This window comes from Achromobacter ruhlandii, assembly GCF_902859695.1.
Classification (GTDB): domain Bacteria; phylum Pseudomonadota; class Gammaproteobacteria; order Burkholderiales; family Burkholderiaceae_B; genus Achromobacter; species Achromobacter ruhlandii.
In genome coordinates this window covers 229,340-255,730 of sequence record NZ_CADIJL010000004.1, presented here as the reverse complement: position 1 = coordinate 255,730, position 26,391 = coordinate 229,340, and the positions used below count along the sequence as shown (strand labels likewise).

25 protein-coding genes are annotated in these 26,391 nt (G+C 68.4%); 16 read left to right on the top strand and 9 right to left on the bottom strand.

The genetic code is table 11. The features are described from left to right. Nucleotides 1-61 precede the first annotated feature (61 nt). Nucleotides 62-850 carry an AraC family transcriptional regulator gene (locus HV742_RS07875; protein ID WP_175144759.1) on the bottom strand — a complete coding sequence of 263 codons (789 nt, stop codon included), beginning with the start codon at nt 848-850 and terminating at the stop codon, nt 62-64. 99 nt (nt 851-949) lie between these two features. Here HV742_RS07875 and HV742_RS07870 point away from each other — a divergent pair, with 99 nt between their 5' ends. Continuing rightward, on the top strand, nt 950-1,876 hold the full coding sequence (locus HV742_RS07870) for a DMT family transporter (RefSeq protein ID WP_175144758.1): 927 nt from the start codon (nt 950-952) through the stop codon (nt 1,874-1,876). 13 nt (nt 1,877-1,889) lie between these two features. Here HV742_RS07870 and HV742_RS07865 read toward each other — a convergent pair whose 3' ends face one another. Then, nucleotides 1,890-2,753 (bottom strand): AAC(3) family N-acetyltransferase, encoded by an 864-nt coding sequence (locus HV742_RS07865; protein ID WP_254600995.1) that lies wholly within the window; start codon nt 2,751-2,753, stop codon nt 1,890-1,892. A 106-nt stretch (nt 2,754-2,859) separates the two neighbouring features. Between HV742_RS07865 and ettA the strand changes: the two genes are divergently transcribed. The 5 genes from ettA to HV742_RS07840 all read left to right on the top strand — a co-directional run bounded on the left by ettA (nt 2,860) and on the right by HV742_RS07840 (nt 6,245). Then, entirely contained in the window at nt 2,860-4,533 is a 1,674-nt protein-coding gene (ettA, locus tag HV742_RS07860; protein ID WP_006388972.1) for an energy-dependent translational throttle protein EttA, read from the top strand. A 125-nt stretch (nt 4,534-4,658) separates the two neighbouring features. Next, nucleotides 4,659-4,865, top strand: coding sequence for a type II toxin-antitoxin system VapB family antitoxin (locus HV742_RS07855; protein ID WP_175144757.1), 207 nt, complete (start codon nt 4,659-4,661; stop codon nt 4,863-4,865). Further along, nucleotides 4,852-5,229, top strand: a complete 378-nt coding sequence (locus HV742_RS07850; protein WP_049071622.1) for a type II toxin-antitoxin system VapC family toxin — start codon at nt 4,852-4,854, stop codon at nt 5,227-5,229. Before HV742_RS07855 ends, HV742_RS07850 begins: the two co-directional genes overlap by 14 nt. Nucleotides 5,230-5,296: 67 nt before the next feature. Beyond that, a complete protein-coding gene (locus tag HV742_RS07845) occupies nt 5,297-5,830 on the top strand; it encodes an isochorismatase family protein (protein WP_049071623.1) in 534 nt (177 codons plus the stop codon). A gap of 190 nt (nt 5,831-6,020) precedes the next feature. Further along, complete coding sequence (locus HV742_RS07840) at nt 6,021-6,245, top strand: YMGG-like glycine zipper-containing protein (RefSeq protein WP_049071625.1); 225 nt, start codon at nt 6,021-6,023, stop codon at nt 6,243-6,245. Nucleotides 6,246-6,375: 130 nt separating this feature from the next. On the opposite strand, the gene minE is transcribed toward HV742_RS07840, so the two are convergent. The 4 genes from minE to HV742_RS07820 all read right to left on the bottom strand — a co-directional run bounded on the left by minE (nt 6,376) and on the right by HV742_RS07820 (nt 9,392). After that, entirely contained in the window at nt 6,376-6,633 is a 258-nt protein-coding gene (gene minE / locus HV742_RS07835) for a cell division topological specificity factor MinE (RefSeq protein WP_006388977.1), read from the bottom strand. Nucleotides 6,634-6,636: 3 nt separating this feature from the next. Then, the gene (gene minD / locus HV742_RS07830; protein ID WP_049077490.1) at nt 6,637-7,452 is read right to left on the bottom strand and encodes a septum site-determining protein MinD; all 816 of its coding nucleotides are present in this window, start codon (nt 7,450-7,452) and stop codon (nt 6,637-6,639) included. Between the two features lie 188 nt (nt 7,453-7,640). Continuing rightward, nucleotides 7,641-8,570, bottom strand: coding sequence for a septum site-determining protein MinC (gene minC, locus HV742_RS07825; RefSeq protein ID WP_049071626.1), 930 nt, complete (start codon nt 8,568-8,570; stop codon nt 7,641-7,643). A gap of 90 nt (nt 8,571-8,660) precedes the next feature. Next, nucleotides 8,661-9,392 (bottom strand): IclR family transcriptional regulator, encoded by a 732-nt coding sequence (locus HV742_RS07820; protein ID WP_059269407.1) that lies wholly within the window; start codon nt 9,390-9,392, stop codon nt 8,661-8,663. A gap of 103 nt (nt 9,393-9,495) precedes the next feature. Between HV742_RS07820 and HV742_RS07815 the strand changes: the two genes are divergently transcribed. Genes HV742_RS07815 through HV742_RS07805 form a run of 3 tightly spaced genes read left to right on the top strand, consistent with a single transcriptional unit; the run spans nt 9,496 to nt 12,703 of the window. Next, a complete protein-coding gene (locus HV742_RS07815; protein WP_175144756.1) occupies nt 9,496-10,422 on the top strand; it encodes a hydroxymethylglutaryl-CoA lyase in 927 nt (308 codons plus the stop codon). Next, a complete protein-coding gene (locus tag HV742_RS07810) occupies nt 10,419-11,660 on the top strand; it encodes a CaiB/BaiF CoA transferase family protein (RefSeq protein WP_175144755.1) in 1,242 nt (413 codons plus the stop codon). Before HV742_RS07815 ends, HV742_RS07810 begins: the two co-directional genes overlap by 4 nt. Nucleotides 11,661-11,710: 50 nt before the next feature. Then, on the top strand, nt 11,711-12,703 hold the full coding sequence (locus HV742_RS07805; RefSeq protein WP_082707123.1) for a Bug family tripartite tricarboxylate transporter substrate binding protein: 993 nt from the start codon (nt 11,711-11,713) through the stop codon (nt 12,701-12,703). 268 nt (nt 12,704-12,971) lie between these two features. Here HV742_RS07805 and HV742_RS07800 read toward each other — a convergent pair whose 3' ends face one another. Next, on the bottom strand, nt 12,972-14,738 hold the full coding sequence (locus tag HV742_RS07800) for a glutamine--tRNA ligase/YqeY domain fusion protein (protein WP_063580729.1): 1,767 nt from the start codon (nt 14,736-14,738) through the stop codon (nt 12,972-12,974). A gap of 136 nt (nt 14,739-14,874) precedes the next feature. Between HV742_RS07800 and HV742_RS07795 the strand changes: the two genes are divergently transcribed. Further along, nucleotides 14,875-16,218 (top strand): cytochrome ubiquinol oxidase subunit I, encoded by a 1,344-nt coding sequence (locus HV742_RS07795; RefSeq protein WP_175144754.1) that lies wholly within the window; start codon nt 14,875-14,877, stop codon nt 16,216-16,218. Then, on the top strand, nt 16,215-17,270 hold the full coding sequence (locus tag HV742_RS07790) for a cytochrome d ubiquinol oxidase subunit II (RefSeq protein ID WP_100502908.1): 1,056 nt from the start codon (nt 16,215-16,217) through the stop codon (nt 17,268-17,270). The genes HV742_RS07795 and HV742_RS07790 overlap by 4 nt, the downstream gene beginning before the upstream one ends. Before the next feature lie 102 nt (nt 17,271-17,372). On the opposite strand, the gene recQ is transcribed toward HV742_RS07790, so the two are convergent. Together recQ and HV742_RS07780 are read right to left on the bottom strand one after the other, a co-directional pair. Beyond that, the gene (gene recQ, locus HV742_RS07785; RefSeq protein WP_175144753.1) at nt 17,373-19,202 is read right to left on the bottom strand and encodes a DNA helicase RecQ; all 1,830 of its coding nucleotides are present in this window, start codon (nt 19,200-19,202) and stop codon (nt 17,373-17,375) included. Nucleotides 19,203-19,296: 94 nt separating this feature from the next. After that, a complete protein-coding gene (locus tag HV742_RS07780) occupies nt 19,297-20,604 on the bottom strand; it encodes a hypothetical protein (protein WP_059269409.1) in 1,308 nt (435 codons plus the stop codon). A 222-nt stretch (nt 20,605-20,826) separates the two neighbouring features. Between HV742_RS07780 and HV742_RS07775 the strand changes: the two genes are divergently transcribed. The 5 genes from HV742_RS07775 to HV742_RS07755 all read left to right on the top strand — a co-directional run bounded on the left by HV742_RS07775 (nt 20,827) and on the right by HV742_RS07755 (nt 26,344). Continuing rightward, complete coding sequence (locus HV742_RS07775) at nt 20,827-21,528, top strand: response regulator (protein ID WP_175144752.1); 702 nt, start codon at nt 20,827-20,829, stop codon at nt 21,526-21,528. Beyond that, nucleotides 21,528-23,081, top strand: a complete 1,554-nt coding sequence (locus tag HV742_RS07770) for a sensor histidine kinase (RefSeq protein ID WP_049071639.1) — start codon at nt 21,528-21,530, stop codon at nt 23,079-23,081. The genes HV742_RS07775 and HV742_RS07770 overlap by 1 nt, the downstream gene beginning before the upstream one ends. A gap of 96 nt (nt 23,082-23,177) precedes the next feature. Next, on the top strand, nt 23,178-24,251 hold the full coding sequence (gene ruvB / locus HV742_RS07765) for a Holliday junction branch migration DNA helicase RuvB (protein ID WP_049071640.1): 1,074 nt from the start codon (nt 23,178-23,180) through the stop codon (nt 24,249-24,251). A gap of 91 nt (nt 24,252-24,342) precedes the next feature. Beyond that, complete coding sequence (locus tag HV742_RS07760) at nt 24,343-25,308, top strand: threo-3-hydroxy-L-aspartate ammonia-lyase (RefSeq protein ID WP_049071641.1); 966 nt, start codon at nt 24,343-24,345, stop codon at nt 25,306-25,308. Nucleotides 25,309-25,423: 115 nt separating this feature from the next. Beyond that, nucleotides 25,424-26,344, top strand: coding sequence for a complex I NDUFA9 subunit family protein (locus tag HV742_RS07755; RefSeq protein ID WP_175144751.1), 921 nt, complete (start codon nt 25,424-25,426; stop codon nt 26,342-26,344). Nucleotides 26,345-26,391 lie beyond the last annotated feature (47 nt).

Below are 26,391 nucleotides of genomic sequence, written 5' to 3'. Positions count from 1 at the left end.
GCATACGCTATTGTCTCGCGATCGCGCGCAGCTTGCATCGGGCGCTTGGATTACGCGGCCTTCAGGCGGCCGCCGGGGCGCGCTTGCGGGCGCTGTCGGGTGACTGGCCGGTCAGGCGCTGGAACATGGCGATGAAGGCGGACGGCGTGCTGTAGCCGAGTTCGCGCGATACGGCCTGTACCGGTTGGCCGGCGTCGAGCATTTCCAGCGCGCTGACCACGCGCAAGCGTTGGCGCCACTCGTTGAACGACATGCCCAGGTGTTGCTGGCAGTGGCGAAGGAGGGTGCGTTCGGTGATGCCGGCGGTGGCGGCCCAGTAGGCGGCGCCGCGTTTGTCGCCGGGCTGGCGCTGCAGGGCGGCGAGGATGGGAGCCAGAACGGGTTCGGTGGCGGACGGCAGGTAGCTGGCGTAGGCCGGCGCGATGCGGATCTGGTCGATGACCACTTGCGCCAGGCGCCGGTCTTCCGGCGTATCTGGATAGGCGATGCCGCGCCGTTCGAAGTCGCCCAGAATGGCGCGCATGACGGGACTGATCTCCAGCGTGCAGGGCCTGGCGGGCAGGGCGGCGCAGGCGGCGGCCGGGATGTCGATGCAGGCGTAGTGCACTTCCCCCTGGTTCTGGCAGCAGTGCGAGACGTGCGGCGGTATCCAGATGGCGTAGTGGGGCGGCGACAGGTAGGTGCTGTCCTCGATGCCGATTTCCATGATGCCGGACAGGGCGAAATTCAGTTCGCCCCAGGGCGAGCTGTGGCGCTGGATGCGCGAGTGCGGCAGGAAGTGCAGGATGCGGCAGGCCAGCGGATAGGGGCGGCCCGGGCCAAGGCTGGGCGGGGAGTCGGCGAGGTCCATGTCCGAAGTTCGCTGGGGATTGTCGGTTTTTCATTATATACAGCGAGTCAGACAGGTCCTACACTGGCCGGCCGTTATCCTGTTTTTGGCTGTATCCCCATGACGCGCGCCGATGTTTCGCCCACTCCCGCCCGCTATCTGCTGTTCCCGCTGCTGGCGGCGCTGATCTGGTCGGTCAACATGATCGTCACCAAGATGGCGGCCGGCGTGATCGCGCCGGCCGCCATCGGCTTTTACCGCTGGGCGCTGGCCGGGCTGCTGCTGACGCCGTTCGCGCTGCCGGCCGCCTGGCGCCAGCGGCGCGCGCTGTGGCCGTACCTGCCCAAGTTCGCGGTGCTGGGCGGCCTGGGCATGGCGTTGTACCAGGGCCTGGCCTACGTCGCGGCCGGCAGCACCACCGCCACCAACATGGGCATCATCACCGCGATGATTCCGTTGCTGACCATCGCGGTCGGCGCCGTGGTGTTGCGCGAGCGTCCCTCCCTGATGGCGCTGCTGGGCGGCCTGCTGTCGCTGGCGGGGCTGGCGTTGCTGATCGGCGAAGGCGATCCGGCGCGCCTGTTGTCGGTGGGCGCGAACCATGGCGATGTGCTGATGGGCGTGGCGGCGTTGGCCTACGCGCTGTACGGCGTGCTGCTGCGGCGCTGGGGTTTGCCGGCCGGGCCATGGGTGTCGCTGTACGTGCAGGTGGCGTTCGGCGTGCTGTTCCAGTTGCCCGCCTTCCTGATGGCGCCGGCCTCGCCGCTCAATGGCGATAATCTGCCGCTGGTGCTGTATGCCGGCCTGTTCCCGTCGCTGTTCGCGCCGTTCCTGTGGATGCAGGGCGTGCGCCACCTGGGGCCGGCCCGCGCCAGCGTGTTCCTGAACCTGATGCCGGTGGCCACGGTGGCGATCGCGGCGCTGTTCCTGGACGAGAAACCGCACCTGTTCCACATTGTCGGCGGCGCGATGGCGCTGGCCGGCGTGATGCTGGCGCAGATGCGGGCGCCCTTCGCCGCGGGCCGCCGCGCGCGGGCAGCCTCGTAGGGCGCCACGCGCCTCAGTCGGGCACGGGCTTGCCCTGCCAGTACCGCTGGGCGTGTTCCACCGCCACCCTGGCCGGCACGCGCAGGCCGTGGCCCGCGCCCAGCGCGAAGCGCCGCGCCAGTCCGGCGTCGATCAACGACTGGCCGACCGGCAGGAAATGGTCGGAGTCGAGCAGCGCGGGCTGGTCATAACGCTTCCAGACACGCCGGCCGTGCTCGATGATGGGCGAGGCTTCGGGCTGGCGCGGTCGCGTCGGCCACGCGCGTTGTTCGGCCAGGTGCAGCATGGTGCAGACGTCAAAGCCGACGCCTAGCAGCAGGATCTCGGCGTCGGCGCGCAGCAGCTTTGCCAGCGGCGAGGTTTCGCCCAGCGGGTCGTCCAGCCGGTGGTTGGCGGTCAGCGCGTCGGCGCCGGCGCCGACGGCCGCGAACGAGCAGGTGGGATGCAGGCTGCGCACGGCGCCGGGCCAGGTGCGGAACAGTTCGGCCACCGCGCCCATGCCACGCGTGGGCGTGATGGCGGGATCGTAGGCCGGCATGTGCTCGCACAGGGTGTCCAGCCAGGCGGCCGGCACCGGCGGCGCCTGCCATTGCGCGGGATCGGTCAGGTCGGAGGAGTGCGCCGGCATCGCCACCAGGCCGTCGGAACCGACGCAATCGAGCAAGGCGTGGATCAGCGCCACGGGACCGCCCGCGATCCAGCCCAGGGCGCGCAGCGAGGTGTGCACGAGCACCGTGTCGCCGGGGCGCAGGCCGCCCTCGCGCAATTGCGCCGCGAGGCTGTCGCGGGTGGCGGGAAACGGGGTGCGGGCCAGCAGGTCGGCTTCGGTCATCGGGGTGGGCAGGGCGCCGCGAAAGGCGTCATGGAACGGACACAAGCCGTAAATATAGCCTTGTCACCCGCGCGCGGACCCCGCCCGCGCGCCTGTCCGGGTTCCGGCCTACAATCAGCGATTCATCAGCTTTCTTTCCCTATACGAGCCCATGGCCCAATACGTCTACACCATGAACCGCGTCGGCAAGATCGTGCCGCCCAAGCGGCAGATCCTGCGTGACATCTCGCTTTCGTTTTTTCCTGGCGCCAAGATCGGCGTGCTGGGCCTGAACGGCTCGGGCAAGTCGACGCTGCTGAAGATCATGGCGGGCGTGGATCGCGAGATCGAAGGCGAAGCCATCCCCATGCCGGGCCTGAACATCGGCTACCTGCCGCAGGAGCCGCAGCTCAACCCCGAGCACACGGTGCGCCAGGCGGTTGAGGAAGGCCTGGGCGCGGTGGTCACCGCCAAGAAGCGCCTGGACGAGGTCTACGCGGCCTACGCCGAGCCCGATGCCGACTTCGACGCGCTGGCCGCCGAACAGGCCGAGCTGGAAGCCATCATCGCGGCCGCCGCCTCCAGCGGCGCCGACGACATCGAACACCAGATGGAAATCGCCGCCGACGCGCTGCGCCTGCCGCCCTGGGATGCCATCGTCGGCAACCTGTCCGGCGGTGAAAAGCGCCGCGTGGCGCTGTGCCGCCTGCTGCTGTCCAAGCCCGACATGCTGCTGCTGGACGAACCCACCAACCACCTGGATGCCGAAAGCGTCGAGTGGCTGGAACAGTTCCTGCACAAGTTCCCGGGCACCGTCGTGGGCGTGACCCACGATCGCTACTTCCTGGACAACGCCGCCGAATGGATCCTCGAACTGGACCGCGGCTACGGCATTCCCTGGAAGGGCAACTACAGCTCGTGGCTGGAGCAGAAGGAAGACCGCCTCAAGCAGGAAGAGGCTTCCGAATCGGCCCGCCAGAAGACCATCAAGAAGGAACTGGAGTGGGTGCGCCAGAACCCGAAGGGGCGCCAGGCCAAGGCCAAGGCGCGCCTGGCCCGCTTCGAGGAACTGTCGTCCTACGAATACCAGAAGCGCAACGAGACCCAGGAAATCTTCATTCCGGTGGGTGAGCGCCTGGGCAACGAGGTCATCGAATTCAACAACGTCAGCAAGGCCTACGGCGACCGCCTGCTGATCGACAACCTCAGCTTCAAGATTCCGGCTGGCGCCATCGTCGGCATCATCGGCGCCAACGGCGCCGGTAAATCGACGCTGTTCCGCATGATCGCGGGCCGCGAGCAACCGGATTCGGGCGAAGTGAAGATCGGCCAGACCGTCAAGCTGGCCTACGTCGACCAGTCGCGCGACGCGCTCGAAGACAAGAAGACCGTGTTCGACGCGGTCGCCGACGGCGCCGACCTGATCACCGTGGGCAAGTTCGAGATGTCCTCGCGCGCCTACCTGGGCCGCTTCAACTTCAAGGGCGGCGACCAGAACAAGGTTGTCGGCCAGCTGTCGGGCGGTGAACGCGGCCGCCTGCACATGGCCAAGACGCTGATCGCCGGCGGCAACGTGCTGCTGCTGGACGAACCGTCCAACGACCTCGACGTCGAAACGCTGCGCGCGCTGGAAGACGCGCTGCTGGAGTTCCCCGGCAGCGTCATGGTCATCAGCCACGATCGCTGGTTCCTGGACCGTATCGCCACGCACATCCTGGCTTTCGAGGGCGATTCGCAAGTGGTGTTCTTCGACGGCAACTACCAGGAGTACGAAGCCGACAAGAAGCGCCGCCTGGGCGAAGAGGGCGCCAAGCCCAAGCGCCTGCGCTACAAGGCGCTGAAGTAAGCCGGCCTGTCAGGCGGTCCGAAAATCCCGGCCATTGCGCGCCGGGATTTTTTTTTCGGATGATAGAATCAAAAAGTTCATCATCTGATGCGAATTTTTGCTCCAATCATTGCAAGGAGGCCAGTGTGCGTACGACTGTGACGCTCGATGACGACCTGCTCGAATTGGCCCGTACCTATACCGGCGTCCAGGAGACATCGGCGCTCGTAACGCGAGCGTTGACCCAGCTCGTGCAGAAAGAGGCCGCGAAGCGGTTGGCCAAGCTTGGTGGCAGTTCGCCCAAGTTGAAGCCTATCCCGCGGCGGCAGACGGAACGCAATGATCCTGGTTGACACTTCCATCTGGATAGACCATTTATCCGACGGCGAGCCATATCTGGTGCGCTTGCTGGAGGAAGAAAGTGTATTGATGCACCCGTTCATCGCGGGTGAATTGGCGCTGGGTTCGTTGGGCCGACGTGATGTCGTATTGGGCGCGATGTCGCTATTGCCTCAAGTCGTGCGTGCGAGTCATGACGAAGTCATGCACTTTCTTCAAAGCGAGAAATTGTTTGGAAAGGGCATCGGCTATGTGGATTTACACTTGTTGGCGTCCACGCGACTGACACCTGGCGCTGCGCTATGGACCCGGGACAAACGGCTGCGGGCACTCGCCAACACCTTGAGCCTGGCGGTTGATCCCCCGAGATATCATTGAATGAAGCGGTTTGGCGTGATGGTCATACCGTATCGTCGATACCGCCTTCAACCCCAGGAGACCTCCCATGCTGCTGCAAGCCTCCGATTCCACGCTGCTCATCGTCGACATGCAGGGCCGCCTGATGCCCGTGATCCACGACGGCGACGCGGTGGTGGCGGCCAACGCCAAGTTGGCGCAGGCGGCGCGGCTGCTCGACGTACCCGTGGTCGCCACCGAGCACCACAGCAAGATGCTGGGCGTCACCGTGGCGCCGCTCGCCGAATGGGTGCAATCCACTTTCCAGAAGATGCACTTCTCGGCCGCGCGCGAACGCGGCTTCGACGCCTGGCTGCCGGCGGCGCGCAAGACCGTGCTGGTGACTGGCTGCGAGGCCCACATCTGCGTGTTGCAGACCGTTATCGGTTTGATTGAGCTGGGTTACAAGGCGGTGCTGGTGGCCGATGCGGCCGGTTCGCGCAAATCGTCCGACCACCATGCCGCGCTGCGCCGCGCGCGCGCCCACGGGGCCGAGATCGTCACCACGGAAATGGCCATTTTCGAGTGGATGGAAACTTGCGAGCACGCCCGTTTCCGCGACGTGTTACGTCTGGTCAAATAGCCGGGCCTGGCTGCAACATTGTCCCGGGGAGTCGCAAAGATTCCCTCGCCGTTTGACACAATTCCTGGGCAAACCTCACACCGCCGCGCGGGATATTTTGCGATCCTGAAGGTTCTAAACCCATAAGGGGTGTCGTGCGCTCGCGTCTGGACCCAGGAGCGGCCCCGGGTACAAGAATAGGAGCCTCATCATGAAAATCGCATCTCTTTCCAAAATCTGTGTCGCTGTCGCCATGGCCGCCACCATGGCGGGTTGCTCGTCGTGGGACAGCATGAGCCATCGTCAGAAAAGCACGGTGGGCGGTGCGGCGCTCGGCGGTGTGGCGGGCGCGGTCATCACCAACGGCGGCATTCTTGGCACGGTGGGGGGCGCGGCCATCGGCGGTGTCATCGGCGATCAGGTGGGCAAGCACTGAGCCCTGGACCGGGCGGGCGCCAGCGCACGCTGGCGTACCGCGCCGAACGCAAAAACGCCCGGCATTGCCGGGCGTTTTTTTGCGCGCATCGCATGCGGATCCGGCGCCGGCCAGCGGCGCGCGGAACGCGTCAGGTCTCGCTTTGCGGCATCTCGATCTTGACCTCGAGCACTTCGAGGGTGTCCTGGCGTTCCAGGTGCACCTTGATGTCCTCGGGGTTGATCTTGACGTACTTGGAGATCACCGCGATCAATTCCTGCTGCAACTGCGGCAGGTAGTCGGGCGAATCGCCACGGCCCCGCTCGTGGGCCAGGATGATCTGCAACCGTTCCTTGGCGACGGATGCGGAGGTTTTCTTTTGACCAAGCAGAAACGACAGGAAGGACATTGCTTACTTGCCTCCGAACAGGCGTTTCAGGAAACCCGGCTTTTCGTAGTCGGTAAAGCGCAGGGCCTTGTCTTCGCCCAGGTAGCGGGCCACGACGTCCTTGTAGGCCTCGGAGACGTCGGTATCTTTCAGGTGGATGGCGGGCAGGCCCTGGTTCGAGGCCTGCAGCACGGCTTCGGATTCGGGAATGACGCCGATCAGCTTGATGCGCAGGATGTCCTCGATGTCGCCCAGCGACAGCATTTCGCCGTCGACCACGCGCTTGGGGTTGTAGCGCGTCAGCAGCAGGAATTCCTTGACCGGCTCGTCGCCCTCGACGGCGCGCTTGGACTTGGCCGCCAGGATGCCCAGGATGCGGTCGGAGTCGCGCACCGACGACACTTCGGGGTTGGTCACGACCAGCGCGTCGTCGGCGAAGTAGGCCGCCATGAGCGCGCCCGTCTCGATGCCGGCGGGCGAGTCGCAGACGATGTAGTCGAAGCCCATTTCCTTCAGGTCGTTGATGACCTTTTCCACGCCTTCCTGCGTCAGCGCATCCTTGTCGCGCGTCTGCGAGGCGGGCAGGATGAACAGGTTTTCAAGCTGCTTGTCCTTGATCAGCGCCTGGTTGAGCGTGGCTTCGCCCTGGATCACATTGACGAAGTCATACACCACGCGACGCTCGCAGCCCATGATGAGGTCGAGGTTGCGCAGGCCGACGTCGAAGTCGATGACAGCGGTCTTGTGGCCCCGCATCGCGAGGCCCGCGGAAAAACTGGCGCTCGTCGTGGTTTTGCCCACGCCGCCTTTGCCGGAAGTCACCACAACAATGCGTGTCATGACGATCAAACCCTTATGTTCGAATAAATCGCGTTATCGTAAAGCAAAAAGCCCGTGTAAGGCTTCTTACAGAATGTGTTGAACGGGCACGGCCCGTTCGGGACTGACAGAGTATTGCGTTGCAGGACCCTTCCGCGTTGGCGCGGTCTCGCGCCCGTCCGGCCGGCCTGGATCCGGGGCAGGGCATCTCAGGCTTTCAGGGCCTCGATGCGCAGGGTGTCGCCATCCAGCCGCACCAGCGCGGGCTGGTTGTGCAGCGAGCGGTCGAGCTTGTCTTCGACTACGCGGTACACGCCGGCCACGGCCAGCAGCTCCGCGTCCAGGTGGGTGGTGAAGATGCGCGCCGACGTGTCGCCGCGCGCGCCGGCCATGGCCTTGCCGCGCAACGGACCGTACACGTGCACGTTGCCGTCGGCGATGACCTCGGCGCCCTGGCTGACCATGCCGATCACGACCAGGTCGGTGTGGCGCGCGTAGACCCGCTGGCCGGATCGCAGCGGCTTGGTGATGACCAATGCCGAGGACGACTGCGGCGCGGCCGGCGTCGGGCTCGGCGCCGACGTGGTGCTGGCGGCGGCGCGCTCGGGCAGCGGCTCGGCGGCGGGTTTGCCGGCAGTCTTGTCCGCGGATTTATCGGCCGTCTTTTCGGTTGCCTTTTCCGATGCCCCTTCCGTTGCCTTGCCGGCCGGCGCTTCGGCGGCGGCTGTGGGGGCGGGCGCGATCTCGACGGCGGCGGCCGGCACCGACGGCACCGGCGTGGCAACGTCGTTGGGCGGCGCCGTGTCGATCACCTGCGCGGGACGGGCCGCGGGCGTCGACAGCTCCACCGGCGTCAGGCCGGCGGCGCGGGCCGCGGCCAGGTTGGCGCCTTCGGCGACCACGCCGATGGGGGGCAGGTTGTGCCCGCGCAGGGCAGCGACCAGCGCGGGCCAGTCAATGGCGTCCTCGACGCGGCTGGCGTCGATCACCACGGGCTCGTTCTCGAAGAAGCTGCCGGCGTCGGCCATGCGCTTGGCCAGCGCGGCGTTCAGGCGTGCGGGGTCGGCACTGTGCAGGACCACCCGGATCGCATACAGGGTGGCGCTCTTGAAGTCCAGGGCTAGGGATTCAGTGTTCATCTTGATTGGGGCTGGCGGTTCGGGGCGCCTGGAAGGGGCGCGCGCAACCGGCTGCGGATTGTCGGGCATGATAACCCGCCCAGGCCCCGTTCAATCGTTCGGCCAAGGGTAAAAACCCCCCAGGTTGCGGGTGGCTTCGGCGGCGGCGGCCACCACCAGCGCCGCATGTTCGCGTTGCAGCCGAGGCGTCGGCATGGTCAGCGTGACGGCGCCGGCCAGGGCGCCCGTTTCATTGAAGACCGGCGCCGAGATGCCGGACAACTCGGGCATGCGATCGCCCTCCAGCACCACCACGCCGCTATGGCGGATGGTCTCGTACGGCTCGCCGGCCGCGCCGGCGAAGGCCATCAGCACGCGTCCGCCCGCGCCCCGTTCCAGCGGCAGCAGGTCGCCGGCCTTGATGTGGTCGCGCACCGGCTGCGGCGAATCCACCCGGTACAGGCACAGGCGATGGTCGCCCTGGCGCACGTGGAACGCGGCGCTTTCGCGGGTCACGCGGGTCAGTTCCCGCAGCACCGGCATCACCACCCCTTCCAGCGAGAACGACGCCGCATACACGGCGTGCAGCCGCGCGATCTCCGCGCCCAGTGCGTATTGGCCATCCGCCGTGCGCTGCACCAGGCGGCCATGTTCCAGCGAGGCCAGCAGGCGCAGCACGGTGCTCTTGTAGAGCTGGGTGCGCTCGGCCAGTTCCGCCAGCGACAGCGAGGCGTCGCCCGCGCGGAAGGCGGACAGCACCGACAGCGCGCGATCGACCGCGGCGGCGCCCCCGGGCGCGGCGTGCTGGTCGGCGAGGGAGGGCTGGCTGGCTTTTCTGGGCATGGCGAAGCGGCCTTTCGGGCAGGCAGGGTTGACACCCGGAATCCGGATGGGGAATAATTTATAGAACGACGTTCTATCTTATAGAACGACAAGGAGAAAGTCAATGCCCCAGATTCTAGTCAGCGAGGTCGGCCCCCGGGATGGGTTGCAGAGCATCGCCGCCGTCATGCCCACGCCCGCCAAGTTGCGCTGGATCGGCGCGCTGGCGGCGGCCGGCCTGCGCGAAATCGAGGTCTGCTCGTTCGTGCCGCCCAAGCTGCTGCCGCAGATGGCCGATGCCGCCGACGTGGTGGCGGCCGCGCGCGAACTGCCCGGCCTGCACGTCGCGGCGCTGGCCCCCAACCTGCGCGGCGCGCAGGCCGCCTTCGAGGCCGGCGCGGCCAAGGTCACGCTGCCGGTGTCGGTGAGCGAGGCCCACTCCCTGGCCAACGTGCGCAAGACCCACGCGCAGATGCGTGACGAAGTCGCGGCGGTGGTGGCGCTGCGCAATGCCCGCTTTCCTGGCGTGACGCTGGAGGCGGGGCTGTCCACCGCCTTCGGCTGCACCCTGGCCGGCCAGGTGCCGGAAGCCGACACGCTGCGCATGGCGGTGGCCATGGCGCAGTTGGGCGTCGACGAGGTCGGGCTGTCGGACACCACCGGCTACGCCAATCCGGCGCAGGTGCGCCGCTTGTTCAAGGCGCTGCGCGCCGAGCTGGGCGCGCGCGCCGGCGGCGCCCATTTCCACAACACCCGCGGCCAGGGGCTGGCCAACGTGGTGGCGGCGCTGGAGGTCGGCGTCGACACCTTCGACGCCAGCCAGGGCGGCCTGGGCGGCTGCCCCTACGCGCCCGGCGCCACCGGCAACATCGTCACCGAGGACCTGGTGTTCCTGCTGGAGTCGATGGGCCTGGATACCGGCATCGACGTCGACGCGCTGATGGCGGCCCGCGCCGCGCTGCGCGACGGGCTGCCGGACGAACCGTTGTACGGTCACGTGCCCGACGCGGGCCTGCCGAAAGGATTCACCTACGCGCGGGAGGCCGCATGAGCACGCATGACGCACATCCAGCCAGCGACGAACCGGCGCTGCCGCTGACAGGCGTGCGGGTGGTCGAATTCACCCACATGGTGATGGGTCCCACCTGCGGCATGATGCTGGCCGACCTGGGGGCCGAGGTCATCAAGATCGAGCCGGTGCAGGGCGACAATACGCGCCGCCTGAAAGGCTCGGGCGCGGGTTTCTTCACCATGTTCAACCGCAACAAGAAGAGCCTGCCAGTCAATCTGCAGGATCCGCGTGGCATCGAACTGGTGCTCAAGCTGATCGCCACCGCCGACATCGTCAGCGAGAACTTCAAGGCCGGCACCATGGCCCGGCTGGGGCTGGACTACGCCACGCTGTCCAGGCTGAACGAGCGCCTGATCTATGTCTCGCACAAGGGCTTCCTGCCCGGCCCCTACCAGCACCGCACCGCGCTCGACGAAGTGGTGCAGATGATGGGCGGCCTGGCCTACATGACCGGCCCGGAAGGGCGGCCCCTGCGGGCGGGCGCGGCCGTCAACGACATCATGGGCGGCATGTTCGGCGCCATGGGCGCCATGGCCGCGCTGCTCGAACGCCAGCGCACCGGCCGCGGCCAGGAAGTGCAGAGCGCGCTGTTCGAGAACAACGTGTTCCTGGTCGGCCACCACATGATGCAGTACGCCGTCACCGGCAAACCGGCCGCGCCCATGCCCAGCCGCATCTCGGCGTGGGCGGTGTACGACGTTTTCACCGTCAAGGACAGCGAACAGATCTTCCTGGCCGTGGTGTCCGACACCCAGTGGAAGCTGTTCTGCGACGCCTTCGGCTTCGCCGACCTGGCCGCCAACGCGCGCCTGGCGGGCAACAACGACCGTGTCGAGGCCCGCGCCTGGCTGATGCCGATCCTGCGCGAACGCCTGGCGTCCGAGCCGGCCGCCGCCATCGCCGCCCGCTTCGAGGCGCACGGCCTGCCTTACGCGCCCATCGCCAAGCCGCAGGACCTGTTCGACGATCCGCACCTGGCCGCCACCGGCGGCCTGGCCGACATCGCCCTGCCGCAAGACGGTGCGGGCAGCGGCGCGGCCAACGCGCATGCCAAGGTGCCGCTGCTGCCCATCACGCTGGGCGGCCGCCGCCCCGGCGTACGTATCGATCCCCCGGCATTGGGCGCGCATGGCGCCCAATTGCTGGAAACCCTGGGGCTGAGCGCGACGCAGATCGCGGCCCTGAACGAAGCGGGCGTCGTCGGGCCCGTGAACTGACCCGGCCGGCCCCGGCCGTTCCGCTACGCATTCCATCTGGAGACAACCTCATGCAAGTCCTTTCGCGCCTCATGCCGCGCCGCCTGGCCGCGGCCGCGATCGCCGTCGCCACCCTGGCCGGCGCCGCGCCCGCCATCGCCGCCTATCCCGAACGTCCCATCAACCTGGTCGTGCCGATGCCGCCGGGCGGCGGCACCGACGTCGTCAGCCGCCTGCTGGCCGAGCGCCTGGGCGTGGCCACCGGCTGGAACCTGGTGGTGCAGAACAAGCCTGGCGCCACCGGCAACATCGGCATGGACTACGTGGCCCGCGCCCAGCCCGACGGCTACACCGTCGGCATGGGCCAGGCCGCCAACCTCGCGATCAACCCCGCGCTGTATCCGAAGATGCCCTTCGACCCGAAGAAGGACTTCACCCTGGTCGGCCTCGTCGCCGCCCAGCCGGTGGTCCTGGTGGTGCGCGCCGATTCGCCCTACAAGACCCTGGCCGACCTCGTCGACGACGCCAGGAAAAAACCCGCCGCCTCGCTGCGCCTGGCCTCCGCCGGCAACGGCACCATCGGCCACATGTCCGGCGTCATGCTCGCGCGCCGCGCCGGCGTCGAGTTCCTGCACGTCCCCTACAAGGGCGCCGGCCCCGCCGTCACCGACCTGGTCGGCGGCCAGACCGACCTCTACTTCATCACCCCGCAGACCGCCTTCCCCCTGCTCGCCGCCAACAAGCTGCGCGCCCTGGCCGTCACCTCCAACGCCCGCCTGGCCGCCTTGCCCGACGTCCCCACCGTGGCCGAATCCGGCTACCCCGGCTTCGAGGCCTCCGCCTGGACCGGCCTGGTCGGCCCCGCCGGCATGTCCGCCGACATGGTCAACCAGCTCAACGCCCGCATGCAGGCCGTCCTCAAGGAACCCGCCGTCGTCAAGCGCCTGGAAGACGAAGGCAGCCAACCCCTGGGCGGCACCCCCGCCGACTTCGAGGCCTACATGAAAAGCGAAACCGCCAAGTGGGCCGACGTAGTAAAGGCCGCCAACATCAAACTGGACTGAAAGAGGGCGGGGGGCGCCCCCGCCCCCAAGCAACCACCACGCCCCCCTCCGCGCAGCGCCCATCGCCCCGACGCCAGACCCCACGTATGCCAAAACCGGCCGCCCGCGCGGCCGATTTTGGCGGGCCCCGCAACCCTCTCCGGAACCCCTGTATCCAGCCCGGCCCACCGCGCGAGGCGCGGCCTACGAAGCCCACAACCTCGCGGGCCATAAAAAAAGCGCCCGAAGGCGCTTTTTTCAATGCACAACGCAAAAAGGCAAATCCCGTTCACCCCTGCGCCCAAGAATCCCGCAACGTCACCACCCGATTCAGCACAGGCTTCTCCACGGTCGACTCCTTCAAGTCAGCCGTGAAATACCCCAGCCGCTCGAACTGCCACGTCGCCCCCGGCGTCGCCACCGTGCCCGGCTCCAGCCACGCCGTCACCGTCTCCTTCGAATTCGGATTCAGGCAGGCCAGGAAATCCTTGTCGCCGCCATCCGGCCGCGGATCCGCGAACAGGCGGTCGTACAGGTGGATCTGCGCTGGCACCGCATGCGCCGCGCTCACCCAGGTGATATTGCCCTTGACCTTGACGCTGTCCGCGCCCGGCGTGCCGCTGCGCGTCTCCGGCAGGTACTCGGCCTGCACCTCGACCACTTCGCCGGCCTCGTTCTTGGTGAAGCCCGTGCAGCGCACCACATAGCCATACTTCAAACGCACCAGGTTGCCCGGGAACAGGCGGAAGTATTTCTTGGGCGCTTCCTCGCGGAAATCGTCACGCTCGATCCACAGCTCGCGCGACAGCGGGAATTCGCGCACGCCGGCTTCCGGATCGTGCGGATTGCGCGGCGCCGTGCAGATCTCGGTCTGGCCTTCCGGATAGTTGGTGATGACCAGCTTGAGCGGGTCCAGCACCGCCACCGAGCGCGGCGCGATCGGGTCCAGGTCGTCGCGCACGGCCTGCTCCAGCAGGCTGTAGTCGATGCGCGAATCCGACTTCGACACCGCCGTGCGGTCGCAGAACAGGCGGATCGAAGCCGGCGTGTAGCCGCGGCGGCGCAGGCCGAAAATGGTCGGCATGCGCGGATCGTCCCAGCCGTCCACGTGGCCTTCGCGCACCAGCTGCAGCAGCTTGCGCTTGCTGGTGACCACGTAGCTCAGGTTCAGGCGGGAGAACTCATATTGGTGCGGCAGCGGCCGGGCCAGCTTGCCCAGTTCGGCCAGGCGTTCCAGGATCCAGTCATAGAACGGGCGCTGGTCCTCGAACTCCAGCGTGCAGACGCTGTGGGTGATGCCTTCCAGCGCATCCTCCACCGGATGCGCCCAGCTGTACATCGGGTAGATGCACCACTGGTTGCCCGTGCGGTGGTGAGTGGCGTGACGCACGCGGTACATGACCGGGTCGCGCAGGTTGATGTTGGGCGACGCCATGTTGATCTTGGCGCGCAGCACCAGGCTGCCGTCCGGATGCTTGCCGTCGCGCATCTCGCGCAGCAGCGCGATCGACTCGGCGGCCGGGCGGTTGCGCCAGGGCGAGTCGACGCCGGGTTCTGTCAGGGTGCCGCGGTTGGCCCGGATCTCGTCGGGGCTCTGCTCGTCCACATAGGCGTGGCCGGCCTCGACCAGCGCCTCGGCGAACTCGTACATATAGCCAAAGTAGTCGCTGGCGAAATACAGGTTGTCGCGGCCGTCGGCCTTCCAGTCAAAGCCCAGCCAGTGCACCGCCTCGATGATGGCGTCGACGTATTCCTGGTCTTCCTTTTCGGGGTTGGTGTCGTCAAAGCGCAGGTGACAGACGCCGCCGAAGTCGCGGGCCAGGCCGAAGTTCACGCAGATGCTCTTGGCGTGGCCGATGTGCAGATAGCCGTTCGGCTCCGGCGGAAAACGGGTGCGGATCTTCGCCGGATCGGGTTCGCCCTGCTGCTGCACGGAGGCCGGCCCAGGCTTGCCCGCCCAACGCTTGCCCTGGAAGCGGTTGGCTTGCAGGTCGTCTTCGACGATGTTGAGCAGGAAATTGGATGCGGCGGGGGTCGGCGTCGTGGCGGAGGTCATTCTTGAAAGAATAGGAAAAAGCAGCGACAAAGCGTCAATTTTGCCACGTTCCCGGGACAAGCCATTTTTGGCCCGCTGCAAGCGGTTTCAAACTGGCCCCCATTGTCGTGTAACTGGCTCTACACTACGGGCCATCATGGATATCTCGACCCTTTCCCTGGCCCGCGCGCAATTCGTGGCCAGCCTGAGCTTCCTGGCGCTGTTCCTCGCCGTGGCCCTGGCGCTCGCCTGGGTCCTGCTGTTCTTCAAGATCCGCGCCCGCCTGTCGGGGCGGAGCGGCTGGACCGCCGCCTACCGTTTCTGGGTGCGCATCTTCGCCCTGTCTTTCGTGCTCACCCTGGCCGCCTGCGTGCCGGTGCTGATCCAGCTGGGCAGCCTGTGGGCCGGCCTGATGGACAAGATCGGCAACGTCGCCGGCCCGTTGCTGGGCTACGGCATCCTGTCGGTCTTCATCCTCAAGTCGTGTTTCCTGGGCGTCATGCTGTTCGGCCAGCGCCGCGTGTCCGACGGCGCCCACACCCTGGCGGTGCTGATGGTGGCCGTGGGGCAGCTGGTGGCGCTGTTCTGGGTGCTGGCGCTGCAATCGTGGATGCAGACGCCGGACGGCGCCGTGCTGGTCGATGGCCGCTACCAGGTCTACGACTGGACCGCGGTGGTGTTCAACCCGTCCGTCGGCTGGCGCATGGCCGTGGTGGTGGTAGGGGCGGCCCTGGCCGCGGCCTTCCTGATGATGGGCGTGACCGCGCTGCAATCCCTGCGCCGCCCGCTCGGCGACGGCGAACGCGCCACCTTCAAGACCGGCCTGGTGATCGCGGCGCTGGCCGCCGTGCTGCAGTTGCCGGTGGCCACCGGCGCCGGCCAGGTGGTCGCCAAGTACCAGCCCGCCAAGGCCGCCGCCGCAGCAGGCTACTGGGAAAGCGGCAGCGAGCCGCGCCTGGTGCTGTTCGGCTGGCCGGACGCTCGCAACCACGCCAATGTGGCCGACTGGACCTGGAACAACGCCGGCGGCAGGTGGCTGCACCGCAATGACGACGGCACCTACCAGGGCCTGGACAAGTATTCCGGCATGTTGCCGCCGGTGGCGCTGACCTTCTGGTCGCTGCGAGTCGCGGCCGGGCTGGGCCTGTTGATGCTGGCCGTGTCCTGGGTCACCTTTCTCTGGACCTGGCGCCGCGGCATGGATGTCTCGGTGCTGCCGCAATGGTGGCAGCGCGTGCTCTGCGGCATGATGTTCTCGGGCGGCATCGCCGTGGTGGCCGGCTGGTGGTTCTCGGTGATCGGCCTGCAGCCCTTCGTCGTCAATGGCACCGTCACCCAGACCGAGGTATTGGGCACCATGTCGTCCAGCACCGTGCTGTATGGCCTGATCGGCTATGGCCTGCTCTACGCGCTGCTGCTGGCGGCGTTTGCCGGCATGTTGTTCCACGCGGCCCGGTATGGCGTGGTGCCGGTGCGCAAACTTGGCGGAGGCGCATCATGATCGCCATGCTCGCCGCCTCGCAGGGCCTGAGCCCCGATGATCCATCCTTCTGGATGCCGCTGGCGTTCATGGGCCTGCTGTTCGTCGTCATCGCGGCGGGCGTGGTGCTGGACGGCTTCGACCTGGGCGTGGGCATCCTGTTGCAGCTGGCGCCCGAGCAGGAGCGTGGGCGCATGATGAGCCTGTTGAGCCCCTGGCGCGACGCCAATGAGTTCTGGCTGCTGCTGGGCATGGGCCTGTTTGCCTCGGCCTTCCCGTTCGCCTGGGGCGCGGTGCTGGGCAAATTGTATGGACCGCTCACCTTCATGGTGCTGGGCGTGGTGCTGCGCAGCGTGGCCTTCGAGTTCCGCATCCGCGCCCGCAACGAGTCCAAGCCGCGCTGGATCTTCGCCTTCTGGGCCGGCTCGCTGATGACCGCGTTCGGCCAGGGCATGCTGCTAGGCCGCATCGCCACCGGCTACCAATCCGACGCGGGCTATGGCTGGTTCGCGTTGTTCGTCGGCTTGTGCGCGGTGGCGGCCTATGTGCTGCTGGGCGCGTCCTGGCTGGTGATGCGGGTCGACGGCGACCTGCAGCGCCGCGCCGCCAACTGGGCGCGCCACGCCATTCGCTGGACCGCGGTGGGGATGGTCGCCATCGCCGTCACGCTGGGCCTGGCCAACGCCGGCATCTTCTACAAATGGAGCAACATCGCCCACTTGAGCCTGGCGGCCACGGTGTGGGTGATGATGCTGGCGGGCTTCGTCGCCGCCGAAATGCTGCTGGCGCGCCTGCCGGGCCGCGCCGACCGCTTCAGCTGGCTGCCGTTCGTGCTGTGCGTGGCGCTGTTCCTGCTGATGCTGAGCGGCCTGGCCTACAGCCTGTTCCCCTACCTGATCCTGGACGACATGACGCTGTGGGACGGCGCCGGCGCGCTGGGCTCGATGCGCCTGGTGATGGCCGGCGCGGTGGTGGGAATCCCGGTGGTGCTGGTGTTCAACATCCTGGCCTATCGCTCGGTGTTCGGCAAGGAGCGCGCGCCCGTGCCGCTGTTGCCGCCGCCGTCGCCTTGATGCCGCGGGGGTGAGGCGCCGGCGGATGGCCATGCCATCCGCCGTGCCGCGCCGCCGTCTTCGGCCGCCCCGGCTCCCGGGGATGCCGCGCCAAGCCCGGCCTTACAGCACCGGCCGCGCCACCCGCTGCAGGATTTCCTCGCCGTAGGCTTCCAGCTTGCGCGCGCCGACGCCGCTGATGTGGCTGAGCGCGTCCATCGAGTCGGGCTGGGCCAGCGCAATCTCGCGCAGCGTGGCGTCGTGGAAGATGACGTAGGCCGGCACGCCGTGGCTCTTGGCCACTTCGCCGCGCCAGGCGCGCAGCGCCTCGAACACCGGTTGCAGTTCGGCGGGCAGGTCGATCGCGGCGGCCTTGGCGCGGCTGCCGCTGGTCTTGCCGGAGCGGGCTTTCTTCTCGGATTCGCGCCGCAGCATCAGTTGGCGCTCGCCCTTGAGCACCGCGCGGCTGCCTTCGGTCAGGGCCAGCGTGCCGTAGCCTTCGTTGTCGACGGTCAGCAGGCCCTGCGCCAGCAACTGGCGCAGCACGCCGCGCCAGGCGGTATCACTGAGGTCTTCGCCCACGCCGAACACGCTGAGCGTTTCGTGGCCGTGCTGCTTGGTGCGGTCGGTGACCTTGCCGCGCAGGATGTCAATGATGTGGCCGGCGCCGTAGCGCTGGCCGCGTTCCTTCCACAGCCGGTACACGGCGGACAGCACCTTCTGCGCCGCCACCGTGCCGTCCCAGGCCTGCGGCGGGTCGAGGCAGACGTCGCAGTTGCCGCAGGCCGTGATGTGCTGGCCGAAGTACGCCAGCAGCCGCACGCGGCGGCATTCCACGGTTTCGCACAGGCCCAGCATGGCGTCCAGTTGCTGGCCAAGCCGGCGGCGGTAGGCGTCGTCGCCGGGGGACTCGTCGATCATGCGGCGCTGCTGCACCACGTCCTGCAGGCCGTAGGCCAGCCAGGCGGTGGCGGGCAGGCCGTCGCGGCCGGCGCGGCCGGTTTCCTGGTAGTAGCCCTCGACCGACTTGGGCAGGTCGATGTGCGCCACGAAGCGCACGTCGGGCTTGTCGATGCCCATGCCGAAGGCGATGGTGGCGACCATGACCACGCCGTCCTCGCGCAGGAAGCGCGCCTGGTTGGCGGCGCGCACCTGGGGGCTGAGCCCGGCGTGATAGGGCATGGCGTCGATGCCCTGGTTGCAGAGGAATTCGGCGGTTTCCTCGACGCGTGCCCGCGACAGGGCGTAGACCACGCCGGACTCGCCCTCGTGCTCGGTGCGGATCATGTCCAGCAACTGCTTGCGCACCTCGTTCTTCTCGACGATGCGGTAGCGGATGTTGGGGCGGTCGAAGCTGGAGACGAAGTGGTGCGCGTCGGTCAGCGACAGGCGCTGGGCGATCTCGGTGCGGGTCTCGGCGGTGGCGGTGGCGGTGAGCGCGATGCGCGGCACGTCCGGCCAGCGCTCGTGCAGCATCGACAGGCCCAGGTACTCCGGCCGGAAATCGTGGCCCCATTGCGACACGCAGTGGGCCTCGTCGATGGCGAACAGGGCGATGTTGCCGCGTTCCAGCAGTTGCAGGCAGCGGTCGGTCAGCAGGCGTTCGGGCGCCACGTACAGCAGGTCCAGCTCGCCGGCCAGGAAAGCCTGTTCGACGTCGCGGGCCACGCGCCATTCCTGGGTCGAATTCAGGAACGCGGCGCGCACGCCCAGTTCGGTCAGCGCGTCGACCTGGTCCTGCATCAGCGCGATCAGGGGCGAGACGACGATGCCGGTGCCTTCGCGCACCAGGGACGGGATCTGGTAGCAGAGCGACTTGCCGCCGCCGGTGGGCATCAGGACCAGCGCGTCGCCGCCGTCGATGACTTGCTGGACGATGGCTTGCTGGTCGCCGCGGAAGGATTCGTAACCGAAAACGCGCTGCAGGACTCCGAGGGCGCGCGTGTCAGACATGGGGGTAGGCCGTGAGCATCATGGCGGGGATTTTAAGCCGCAAATTTGGCGGCCCGGGCGCGGGGGGGCATTTTCGTCCACCGGCCCGGCCGCGTCACCAGCTCAGCCAGGTGCCGCGCATGAAGGTGTCCACCGGCATGCTGAGGTTGGCGCGCCACTCGTAATTGCCCGAAATGATGTCGCGGTCGGCGCCCACCGCCAGCTTGACCTTGGGCGCCACGAACATGCTGTGGCTCAGGCCGACCCGCTGCTCGGCCAGCGCCGAGCCTTCGTGCAGGCCCGAATAGGTGCCGCTGAGCGTGCCCCAGCCGGTGATCGGCACCCCGGCGGTCAGGGTGTTGCGGGTCTGCGGCGCCGCGGCCACGCCGCCGGAATAGGTCGACAGGTCGCCAAAGCCGGCGCCGATCTGTTCGTTGGTGTAGCCCAGGTTGACCGCGTCGGCCACGTCCACGCTGTAGCCGAAGCGGTAGCGCCAGGCGCTGGCGGCATCGAACGAGCTCTGGGTGGCGCCGGCCTGGAAGGTGCCGTAGTCGCCGGCGGCATAGGTGGTGCCCATGCCGCGGGTGGTCAGCGACGGCGCGCTCTGCATCTGGCCTTCCAGCGTCAGCACCGGCGTCAGCCCGTAGCGCACGGTGCTGTTGCCGACCGAAGCGCCATAGTCGACCGCCCCGGAGGTGGCCGATGGATCCATGCGGTTGAGTCGCCCCAGCGACGAGGAATAGCCGAAGCTGCCCTCTGCCAGCGGCGCCGTGGTGCTCGGCAGATTGGAGATCTGCAGCCCGCCGACCGGCGCGCTGCTGCCCCAGGTGGGCGCATTGGCGTTGATGTTGCCCACCGAAAACGAGGGGCCGGTGGTGTTGCGGTAGACCCAGTTGCGGTCGCCGCCGTAGCGCAGGCCGTCCTGGCCGCTGACCGAGGCGAACCAGGGGCGGCTCGGCCGCGATACGCCGGAGATCACGACCACGGGCACCCGTGGTACGTCCCCGCTTTCCAGGTCGAACGAGTAGTCGGGGGTATCGGCCGGCGCCGCGGCCGTCTGTGGGGGCTCACAGCCCAGGGGGCTGGCGGCGGCGTCGCCGGACAGGGTTGAGCCCGTCCCCGGTATGACGTCGGCATCGGCGTTGCCCCCGGCCACGCTGGTGTCCATGGCCGGCTCGCTGGTCTGCAGGTCGCAGGGCGACGGGTCCAGCGGCACGGCCCGCGACGCCATCGACGGCGCTGGCCGCACCGGCACCGGCTGCACCGGCGACAGCACGCCGATGCCGCGCGCCACATAGGCCGGGGCCGGCGGGGGAGACGAGGGGGCGGCGGGCGCGCCGGACGCGGGGATCAACGGGCTGGCCAGGCCAGCCGTCAACGCCGTGTGCAGCAGCCGCCTGCGCCAGGATGCAGGGGCGACCATAACCAACAGTGTAGAAAGGGGACGTTGCCCCAGCTGTAAACGATTTTTAGTAAACCGGACCAGCGTATGCGGGGCAATGTCCAGTATTTTAGGGCCAGTCCCGGCTGGCGGCGATGTCGGCGGCAACGGGCCAGCATCGCCGGCAAACATCGTGCAACAGGTATATTTCAGATGATTTCCCGGCTCTTGCCGCCAGCGGCGGACGGCTCCACTATGGCAACCATGGACAATCACCACACCAAGCTGCTGGTCGTCGACGACGACCCGGCCTTGCGCCAGTTGCTGGCCGACTACCTGAACCGCCACGGCTACGACACGCTGCTGGCGCCGGATGCCAGCGACCTGCCGTCACGCATCACCCGCTACGCCCCCGACCTGCTGGTGCTGGATCGCATGCTGCCCGGCGGCGACGGCGCCGATGCCTGTCGCCGCCTGCGCGAACAGGGCGAAGACATTCCCGTCATCCTGCTGACCGCCCGCGACGAGGCCGTCGACCGCATCATCGGCCTGGAGGCCGGCGCCGACGATTACGTCGGCAAGCCTTTCGATCCGCGCGAGCTGCTGGCCCGCATCGAGGCCGTGCTGCGGCGCAAGCGTGGCCCGTCGGCCTTGACCAAGGACGCCCCGGTCGCGTTCGGGCCGTTCCTGTTCGATCCCTCCACGCGTCAGCTGTCGCGCGACGGCTCGGTGGTCAAGCTCACCGGCGGCGAAATCAACCTGCTCGAAGCCCTGGTGCGCAACGCCGGCAAGCCGCTGTCGCGCGAACGCCTGCTGGCGCTGGCGCGCGACGACGACGCCGGCGAACGCAACGACCGCGCCATCGACATCGCCATCCTGCGCCTGCGCCGCGTCATCGAGGACGATCCCAAGCAACCCCGCTGGATCCAGACCGTCTGGGGCATCGGCTACCGGTTCTCGCCCTGATGCGCCTTTCCGCCGGTTTCCTGGTTCCGCGTTCGCTGCGGGCGCGGCTCATCCTGCTGATTCTCGGGTCGGTGCTGCTGACGCAGGCGGCCACGCTCGTGACGGTCTCGTACTTCCGCCACAAGTTCATGGAAGACGTGGCCATCGGCTACATCACCACCACCATCCGCACCCTGCGCGCCGCTGTGTCGCAGGTGCCGGCCGAGGATCGCGCCGATTTCGTGCGGGCGGCTTCGCAGAACCAATGGCGCCTGTGGTCGCGGGTGCTGCCGGCCGAAGCCAAGCTGCAACGCTTCAATGGCCGCCGGCCGCCGCCGCGCAACATGCAGCATCCGCCGCCTCCGCCTCCACCGCCGCCCAGTTCGCAGATCCAGGGGCCGCCCCTGCCGCCCGAGATGCGCGGCGGCGAACGCGACATGGACGACGCGCAGGCCGAACGAGAGCGCCAGCGCGAGCACGAGGAGCGCGTGCGCCGCTACAAGCCCGAGCCCGACGACATCCGCCGCGACCTGCGTGGCCTGGTGCAGCAACTCAACGAACGCCTGAACGACGGCACCCGGGTGGCGCTGTCGCGCGGCCCCACGCCCGAGATATTCATCTCGCTGGCGCCCAATCCGGCCAGCGAGGATGCGCCGCGCCTGCGTGAATGGCTGGTGATCCCGCTGGACCGCCTCGATCCCCCGGTGGCCACGCCGCTGATCGCCGCCTGGCTGGGCGGACTGGGCCTGTTGCTGTTGCTGGCGGTGGGCTTCTCCTGGCACATCACCCGGCCCATCACGCGGCTCGCCGACGCCGCCGACCGCCTGGCCGCCGGCCAGCCGCAGCGGGTCGAGCCCTCCGGTCCGCACGAAACCCGCGTGCTGGGCGAACGCTTCAACGCCATGCTGGACGCGCTGGCCGAATCCGATTCGGTCCGGCGCACGCTGCTGTCGGGCCTGCCGCACGACCTGAAGGGGCCGCTGTCGCGCATGTGGCTGCGCATTGAACTGGCCGACGATTCGGCCCTGAAGGAAGGGCTGCGCACCGACCTGCAGGACATGCAGCACATGGTCGACCAGTTCATCGGTTTCGTGCGCGGCACCGATCCGGCGGCCTACCGATACGCGTCGATGGTGCTGCCCGACTGGCTGACCGAGCGCGTCAATGCCTGGCGCGGCGCGGGCACCGACATTCACCTCAAGACCGCGGACGGCGACGACACGCTGGTGGTGCAGGGCGACGCGGTCGCCCTGGGCCGCCTGCTCGACAACCTGATCGGCAATGCCCTGAACCACGGCGCGCCGCCCGTCGACGTCAGCCTGCGGCGCGAAGGCCGCCACGCGGTGCTGGACGTGGCCGACCACGGCCCCGGTATCGTGCCGGAACGCCGCCTGGAGGCGCTGCGGCCGTTCAGCCGCCTGGACGACGCCCGCACCCGCACCGGCAGCGTCGGCCTGGGCCTGGCGCTGGCCGAGGCCATCGCCCGCGCCCACGGCGGCTCGCTGGAATTGCTGCAGGCCGAATCGGGCGGGCTGTGCGTGCGGGTCAAGCTGCCGGTCGCGGACGGCGCCTGATCCGGCCCGGGCCCGTTTTGCGCCCGGCGCCGGCCCCGCGCCCGGCGGTTACGGTACGATGCAGCATCCCGCTCAGTATCCTGTCGTTCCCGCACCATGGCCATCCAGTCCGATTCGCTTTCCTCCCGTCCCGACGCGCCCCGTATCGTGGCGCCCCAGCCGGCGTCGCCCAACGAGGAGTCGATCGAACGCGCCCTGCGGCCCAAGGCGCTGGAAGAATACGTCGGCCAGCAGCGCGCGCGTGAACAGCTCGAAATCTTCATCGCCGCCGCCCGCAAGCGCGGCGAGGCGCTGGACCACGTGCTGCTGTTCGGCCCGCCCGGGCTGGGCAAGACCACGCTGGCCCACATCATCGCGCACGAAATGGGCGTGCAGCTGCGCCAGACCTCCGGCCCCGTGCTCGAGCGCCCGGGCGACCTGGCCGCGCTGCTGACCAACCTGGAAAAGAACGACGTCCTGTTCATCGACGAGATCCACCGCCTGTCGCCCGTGGTCGAGGAAATTCTCTACCCCGCGCTGGAGGATTTCCAGATCGACATCCTGATTGGCGAAGGGCCGGCGGCCCGCAGCGTCAAACTCGACCTGCAGCCGTTCACGCTGGTCGGCGCCACCACCCGCGCCGGCATGCTGACGAACCCGCTGCGCGACCGCTTCGGCATCGTTTCGCGGCTGGAGTTCTACAACGCCGACGATCTCGGCCGCATCGTCACCCGCAGCGCGGGCCTGCTCAACGCCACCATTACTTCCGATGGCGCCGCCGAGGTGGCGCGCCGCGCCCGCGGCACGCCGCGTATCGCCAACCGCCTGCTACGGCGCGTGCGCGATTACGCCGAGGTCAAGGCCGGCGGCACCATCGACGCCGACGTCGCCGGCCGCGCGCTGGCCATGCTCGAGGTCGACCCGCAGGGCCTGGACCTGATGGACCGCAAGCTGCTCGAAGCCATCATTCACAAGTTCGATGGCGGCCCGGTGGGCGTGGACAGCCTGGCCGCGGCCATCGGCGAAGAGCGCGACACCATCGAGGACGTGATCGAACCCTACCTGATCCAGCACGGCTACCTGCAGCGCACGCCGCGCGGACGCACGGCCACGCTGACCACCTGGCGCCATCTGGGCCTGACGCCGCCCGCCGGCGCCGCCAGCGGCAGCGGCGAGCTGTTCGGCAAATAAATCGGTCGGGCATCCCGGGGAGGGGGCGTCCCGGGGTTTATGATCCGTAGGTTCTGCTTTCGATTCTCTTCGCAATCAAAGGACCGTTTACATGCTGCCCGAACTGCCCACCTTCGACGACGTCGCGCGCGCCAGCGAGCGCCTGGCTGGCCAGGCGCACCGCACGCCGGTGCTGACCTCGACCACGGCCGACGCCATCGCCGGCGCCTCGTTGTTCTTCAAGTGCGAGAACTACCAGCGCATGGGCGCGTTCAAGTTCCGGGGCGGCTTCAACGCCATCGCCCGGCTGACGCCCGAGCAGCGCGCCGCCGGCGTGGTCACGTTCTCGTCGGGCAACCATGCGCAGGCGATCGCGCTGGCCTCCAGGCTGCAGGGCGTCAAGGCCACCATCATCATGCCGCTGGACGCGCCCGCGGCCAAGCGCGCCGCCACCGAAGGCTACGGCGGCCATATCGTCACCTACGACCGTTACACCGAGGATCGCGAAGAGATCGCCCGTCGCATCCAGGCCGAGACCGGCGCCACGCTGATTCCGCCGTACGACCACGAGGACGTGATCGCCGGCCAGGGCACCGCGGCCAAGGAATTGTTCGAGGATGTCGGCGAGCTGGACTACCTGTTCGTGTGCCTGGGGGGCGGCGGCCTGCTGTCGGGGTCGGCGCTGTCGGCGTTCGCGCTCAGTCCGCGCTGCCTGGTCTACGGGGTCGAACCGGAAGCCGGCAACGACGGCCAACAGTCGCTGCGCAAGGGCGAGATCGTCCGCATCCAGGCGCCCAAGACGCTGGCCGACGGCGCCGCCACCACGCATCTGGGCCATCTGACCTTCCCGCTCATCCAGAAGCACGTGCGCGACATCGTCACGGTGACGGATGAGCAACTGGTCTCGACCATGAAGTTCTTCGCCGAGCGCATGAAGATGGTGGTCGAACCCACCGGCTGTCTCGCGGCCGCGGCCGTGCTGCAGGGCGTGGTGCCGGTGCGGGGCGCGCGGGTCGGCGTCATCATCAGCGGCGGCAACGTCGATCTTCCGGCCTACGGCAAGTTGCTGGCCGGCTGACCCGTTCAGGCTGAGGCGCCGGCGGGATATCGTCCGGTGCTTTGGTGGCACGCTTGCGGAGGCGGCCCGTGCAGGGCAGAATCGGGCCTGAATCCTGAAGAACAGGGGCTGCTTCATGCGTATCCTTGTCATTGGCGGCACCGGCTTCATCGGCCGTCATCTCATCGCCCGGCTGGCGGGCGGACAGCACCAGATCCTGGTGCCCACCCGCCGTTACGGCCAGGGGCGTGAACTCCAGCTTCTGCCCACCGTCACGCTGCTTGCCAGCGACGTGCACGACGATGACGCGCTCGATCGCCTGGTGCGCGACTGCGATGTGGTGGTCAACCTGGTCGGCATCCTGCATGGCAAGGCCGGCCGTCCCTACGGTTCCGACTTCGCGCAGGCGCACGTGTACCTGCCGCAGCGTATCGCGCGGGCCTGCCGCCGCCAGGGCGTGCGCCGGTTGCTGCACATCAGCGCGCTGGGGGCGGATTCCAATGGCGCCAGCATGTACCAGCGTTCCAAGGGCGACGGCGAGGCGGCCATCAAGCAGGAACTGGCCGATTGGCGCGAAGGGGGCTGGACCATATTCCGTCCTTCGGTGGTGTTTGGACCGGACGACAATTTCACCAACCTGTTCGCGCGTCTGGCGTGCTGGCTGCCGGTGCTGCCGCTGGCCGGCGCGAACGCGCGCATGCAGCCCGTGTACGTGGGCGACGTGGTGTCGGCGATGCTGGCGGCGCTGGGCGATACGCACACCTGCGGCAAGACCTACGAGCTGGGCGGGCCGCAGGTCTACACCCTGGGCGAGATCGCGCGCCTGTGCGCCGGCTGGGCCGGCCATCCGCGTCCGGTGGTGAGCGTGCCGATGGGCGTGGGCCGCATGCAGGCGTTGCTGTTCGAATGCCTGCCGGGCCCGCCGCTGATGTCGCGCGACAACCTCGATTCCCTGCGCAGCGACAACATCTGCGGCGCGCCGATGGCGCCCGAGCTGAACGTGGTGCCGACCGGGCTGGAGGCGGTGGCGCCCGGTTACCTGGGGGCGGCGCGCTAGGGCGGGCCGCCTGCGTCGGCGGGGGGGCCGCAGGCGCATGACGTTTG

Coding starts and splice junctions, on each gene's coding strand:
- HV742_RS07875 (WP_175144759.1), bottom strand. CDS start 850: ATGGACCTCGCCGACTCCCCGCCCAGCCTTGGCCCGGGCCGCCCCTAT.
- HV742_RS07870 (WP_175144758.1), top strand. CDS start 950: ATGACGCGCGCCGATGTTTCGCCCACTCCCGCCCGCTATCTGCTGTTC.
- ettA (WP_006388972.1), top strand. CDS start 2,860: ATGGCCCAATACGTCTACACCATGAACCGCGTCGGCAAGATCGTGCCG.
- HV742_RS07850 (WP_049071622.1), top strand. CDS start 4,852: ATGATCCTGGTTGACACTTCCATCTGGATAGACCATTTATCCGACGGC.
- HV742_RS07845 (WP_049071623.1), top strand. CDS start 5,297: ATGCTGCTGCAAGCCTCCGATTCCACGCTGCTCATCGTCGACATGCAG.
- HV742_RS07840 (WP_049071625.1), top strand. CDS start 6,021: ATGAAAATCGCATCTCTTTCCAAAATCTGTGTCGCTGTCGCCATGGCC.
- minE (WP_006388977.1), bottom strand. CDS start 6,633: ATGTCCTTCCTGTCGTTTCTGCTTGGTCAAAAGAAAACCTCCGCATCC.
- minD (WP_049077490.1), bottom strand. CDS start 7,452: ATGACACGCATTGTTGTGGTGACTTCCGGCAAAGGCGGCGTGGGCAAA.
- minC (WP_049071626.1), bottom strand. CDS start 8,570: ATGAACACTGAATCCCTAGCCCTGGACTTCAAGAGCGCCACCCTGTAT.
- HV742_RS07820 (WP_059269407.1), bottom strand. CDS start 9,392: ATGCCCAGAAAAGCCAGCCAGCCCTCCCTCGCCGACCAGCACGCCGCG.
- HV742_RS07815 (WP_175144756.1), top strand. CDS start 9,496: ATGCCCCAGATTCTAGTCAGCGAGGTCGGCCCCCGGGATGGGTTGCAG.
- HV742_RS07810 (WP_175144755.1), top strand. CDS start 10,419: ATGAGCACGCATGACGCACATCCAGCCAGCGACGAACCGGCGCTGCCG.
- HV742_RS07805 (WP_082707123.1), top strand. CDS start 11,711: ATGCAAGTCCTTTCGCGCCTCATGCCGCGCCGCCTGGCCGCGGCCGCG.
- HV742_RS07800 (WP_063580729.1), bottom strand. CDS start 14,738: ATGACCTCCGCCACGACGCCGACCCCCGCCGCATCCAATTTCCTGCTC.
- HV742_RS07795 (WP_175144754.1), top strand. CDS start 14,875: ATGGATATCTCGACCCTTTCCCTGGCCCGCGCGCAATTCGTGGCCAGC.
- HV742_RS07790 (WP_100502908.1), top strand. CDS start 16,215: ATGATCGCCATGCTCGCCGCCTCGCAGGGCCTGAGCCCCGATGATCCA.
- recQ (WP_175144753.1), bottom strand. CDS start 19,202: ATGTCTGACACGCGCGCCCTCGGAGTCCTGCAGCGCGTTTTCGGTTAC.
- HV742_RS07780 (WP_059269409.1), bottom strand. CDS start 20,604: ATGGTCGCCCCTGCATCCTGGCGCAGGCGGCTGCTGCACACGGCGTTG.
- HV742_RS07775 (WP_175144752.1), top strand. CDS start 20,827: ATGGACAATCACCACACCAAGCTGCTGGTCGTCGACGACGACCCGGCC.
- HV742_RS07770 (WP_049071639.1), top strand. CDS start 21,528: ATGCGCCTTTCCGCCGGTTTCCTGGTTCCGCGTTCGCTGCGGGCGCGG.
- ruvB (WP_049071640.1), top strand. CDS start 23,178: ATGGCCATCCAGTCCGATTCGCTTTCCTCCCGTCCCGACGCGCCCCGT.
- HV742_RS07760 (WP_049071641.1), top strand. CDS start 24,343: ATGCTGCCCGAACTGCCCACCTTCGACGACGTCGCGCGCGCCAGCGAG.
- HV742_RS07755 (WP_175144751.1), top strand. CDS start 25,424: ATGCGTATCCTTGTCATTGGCGGCACCGGCTTCATCGGCCGTCATCTC.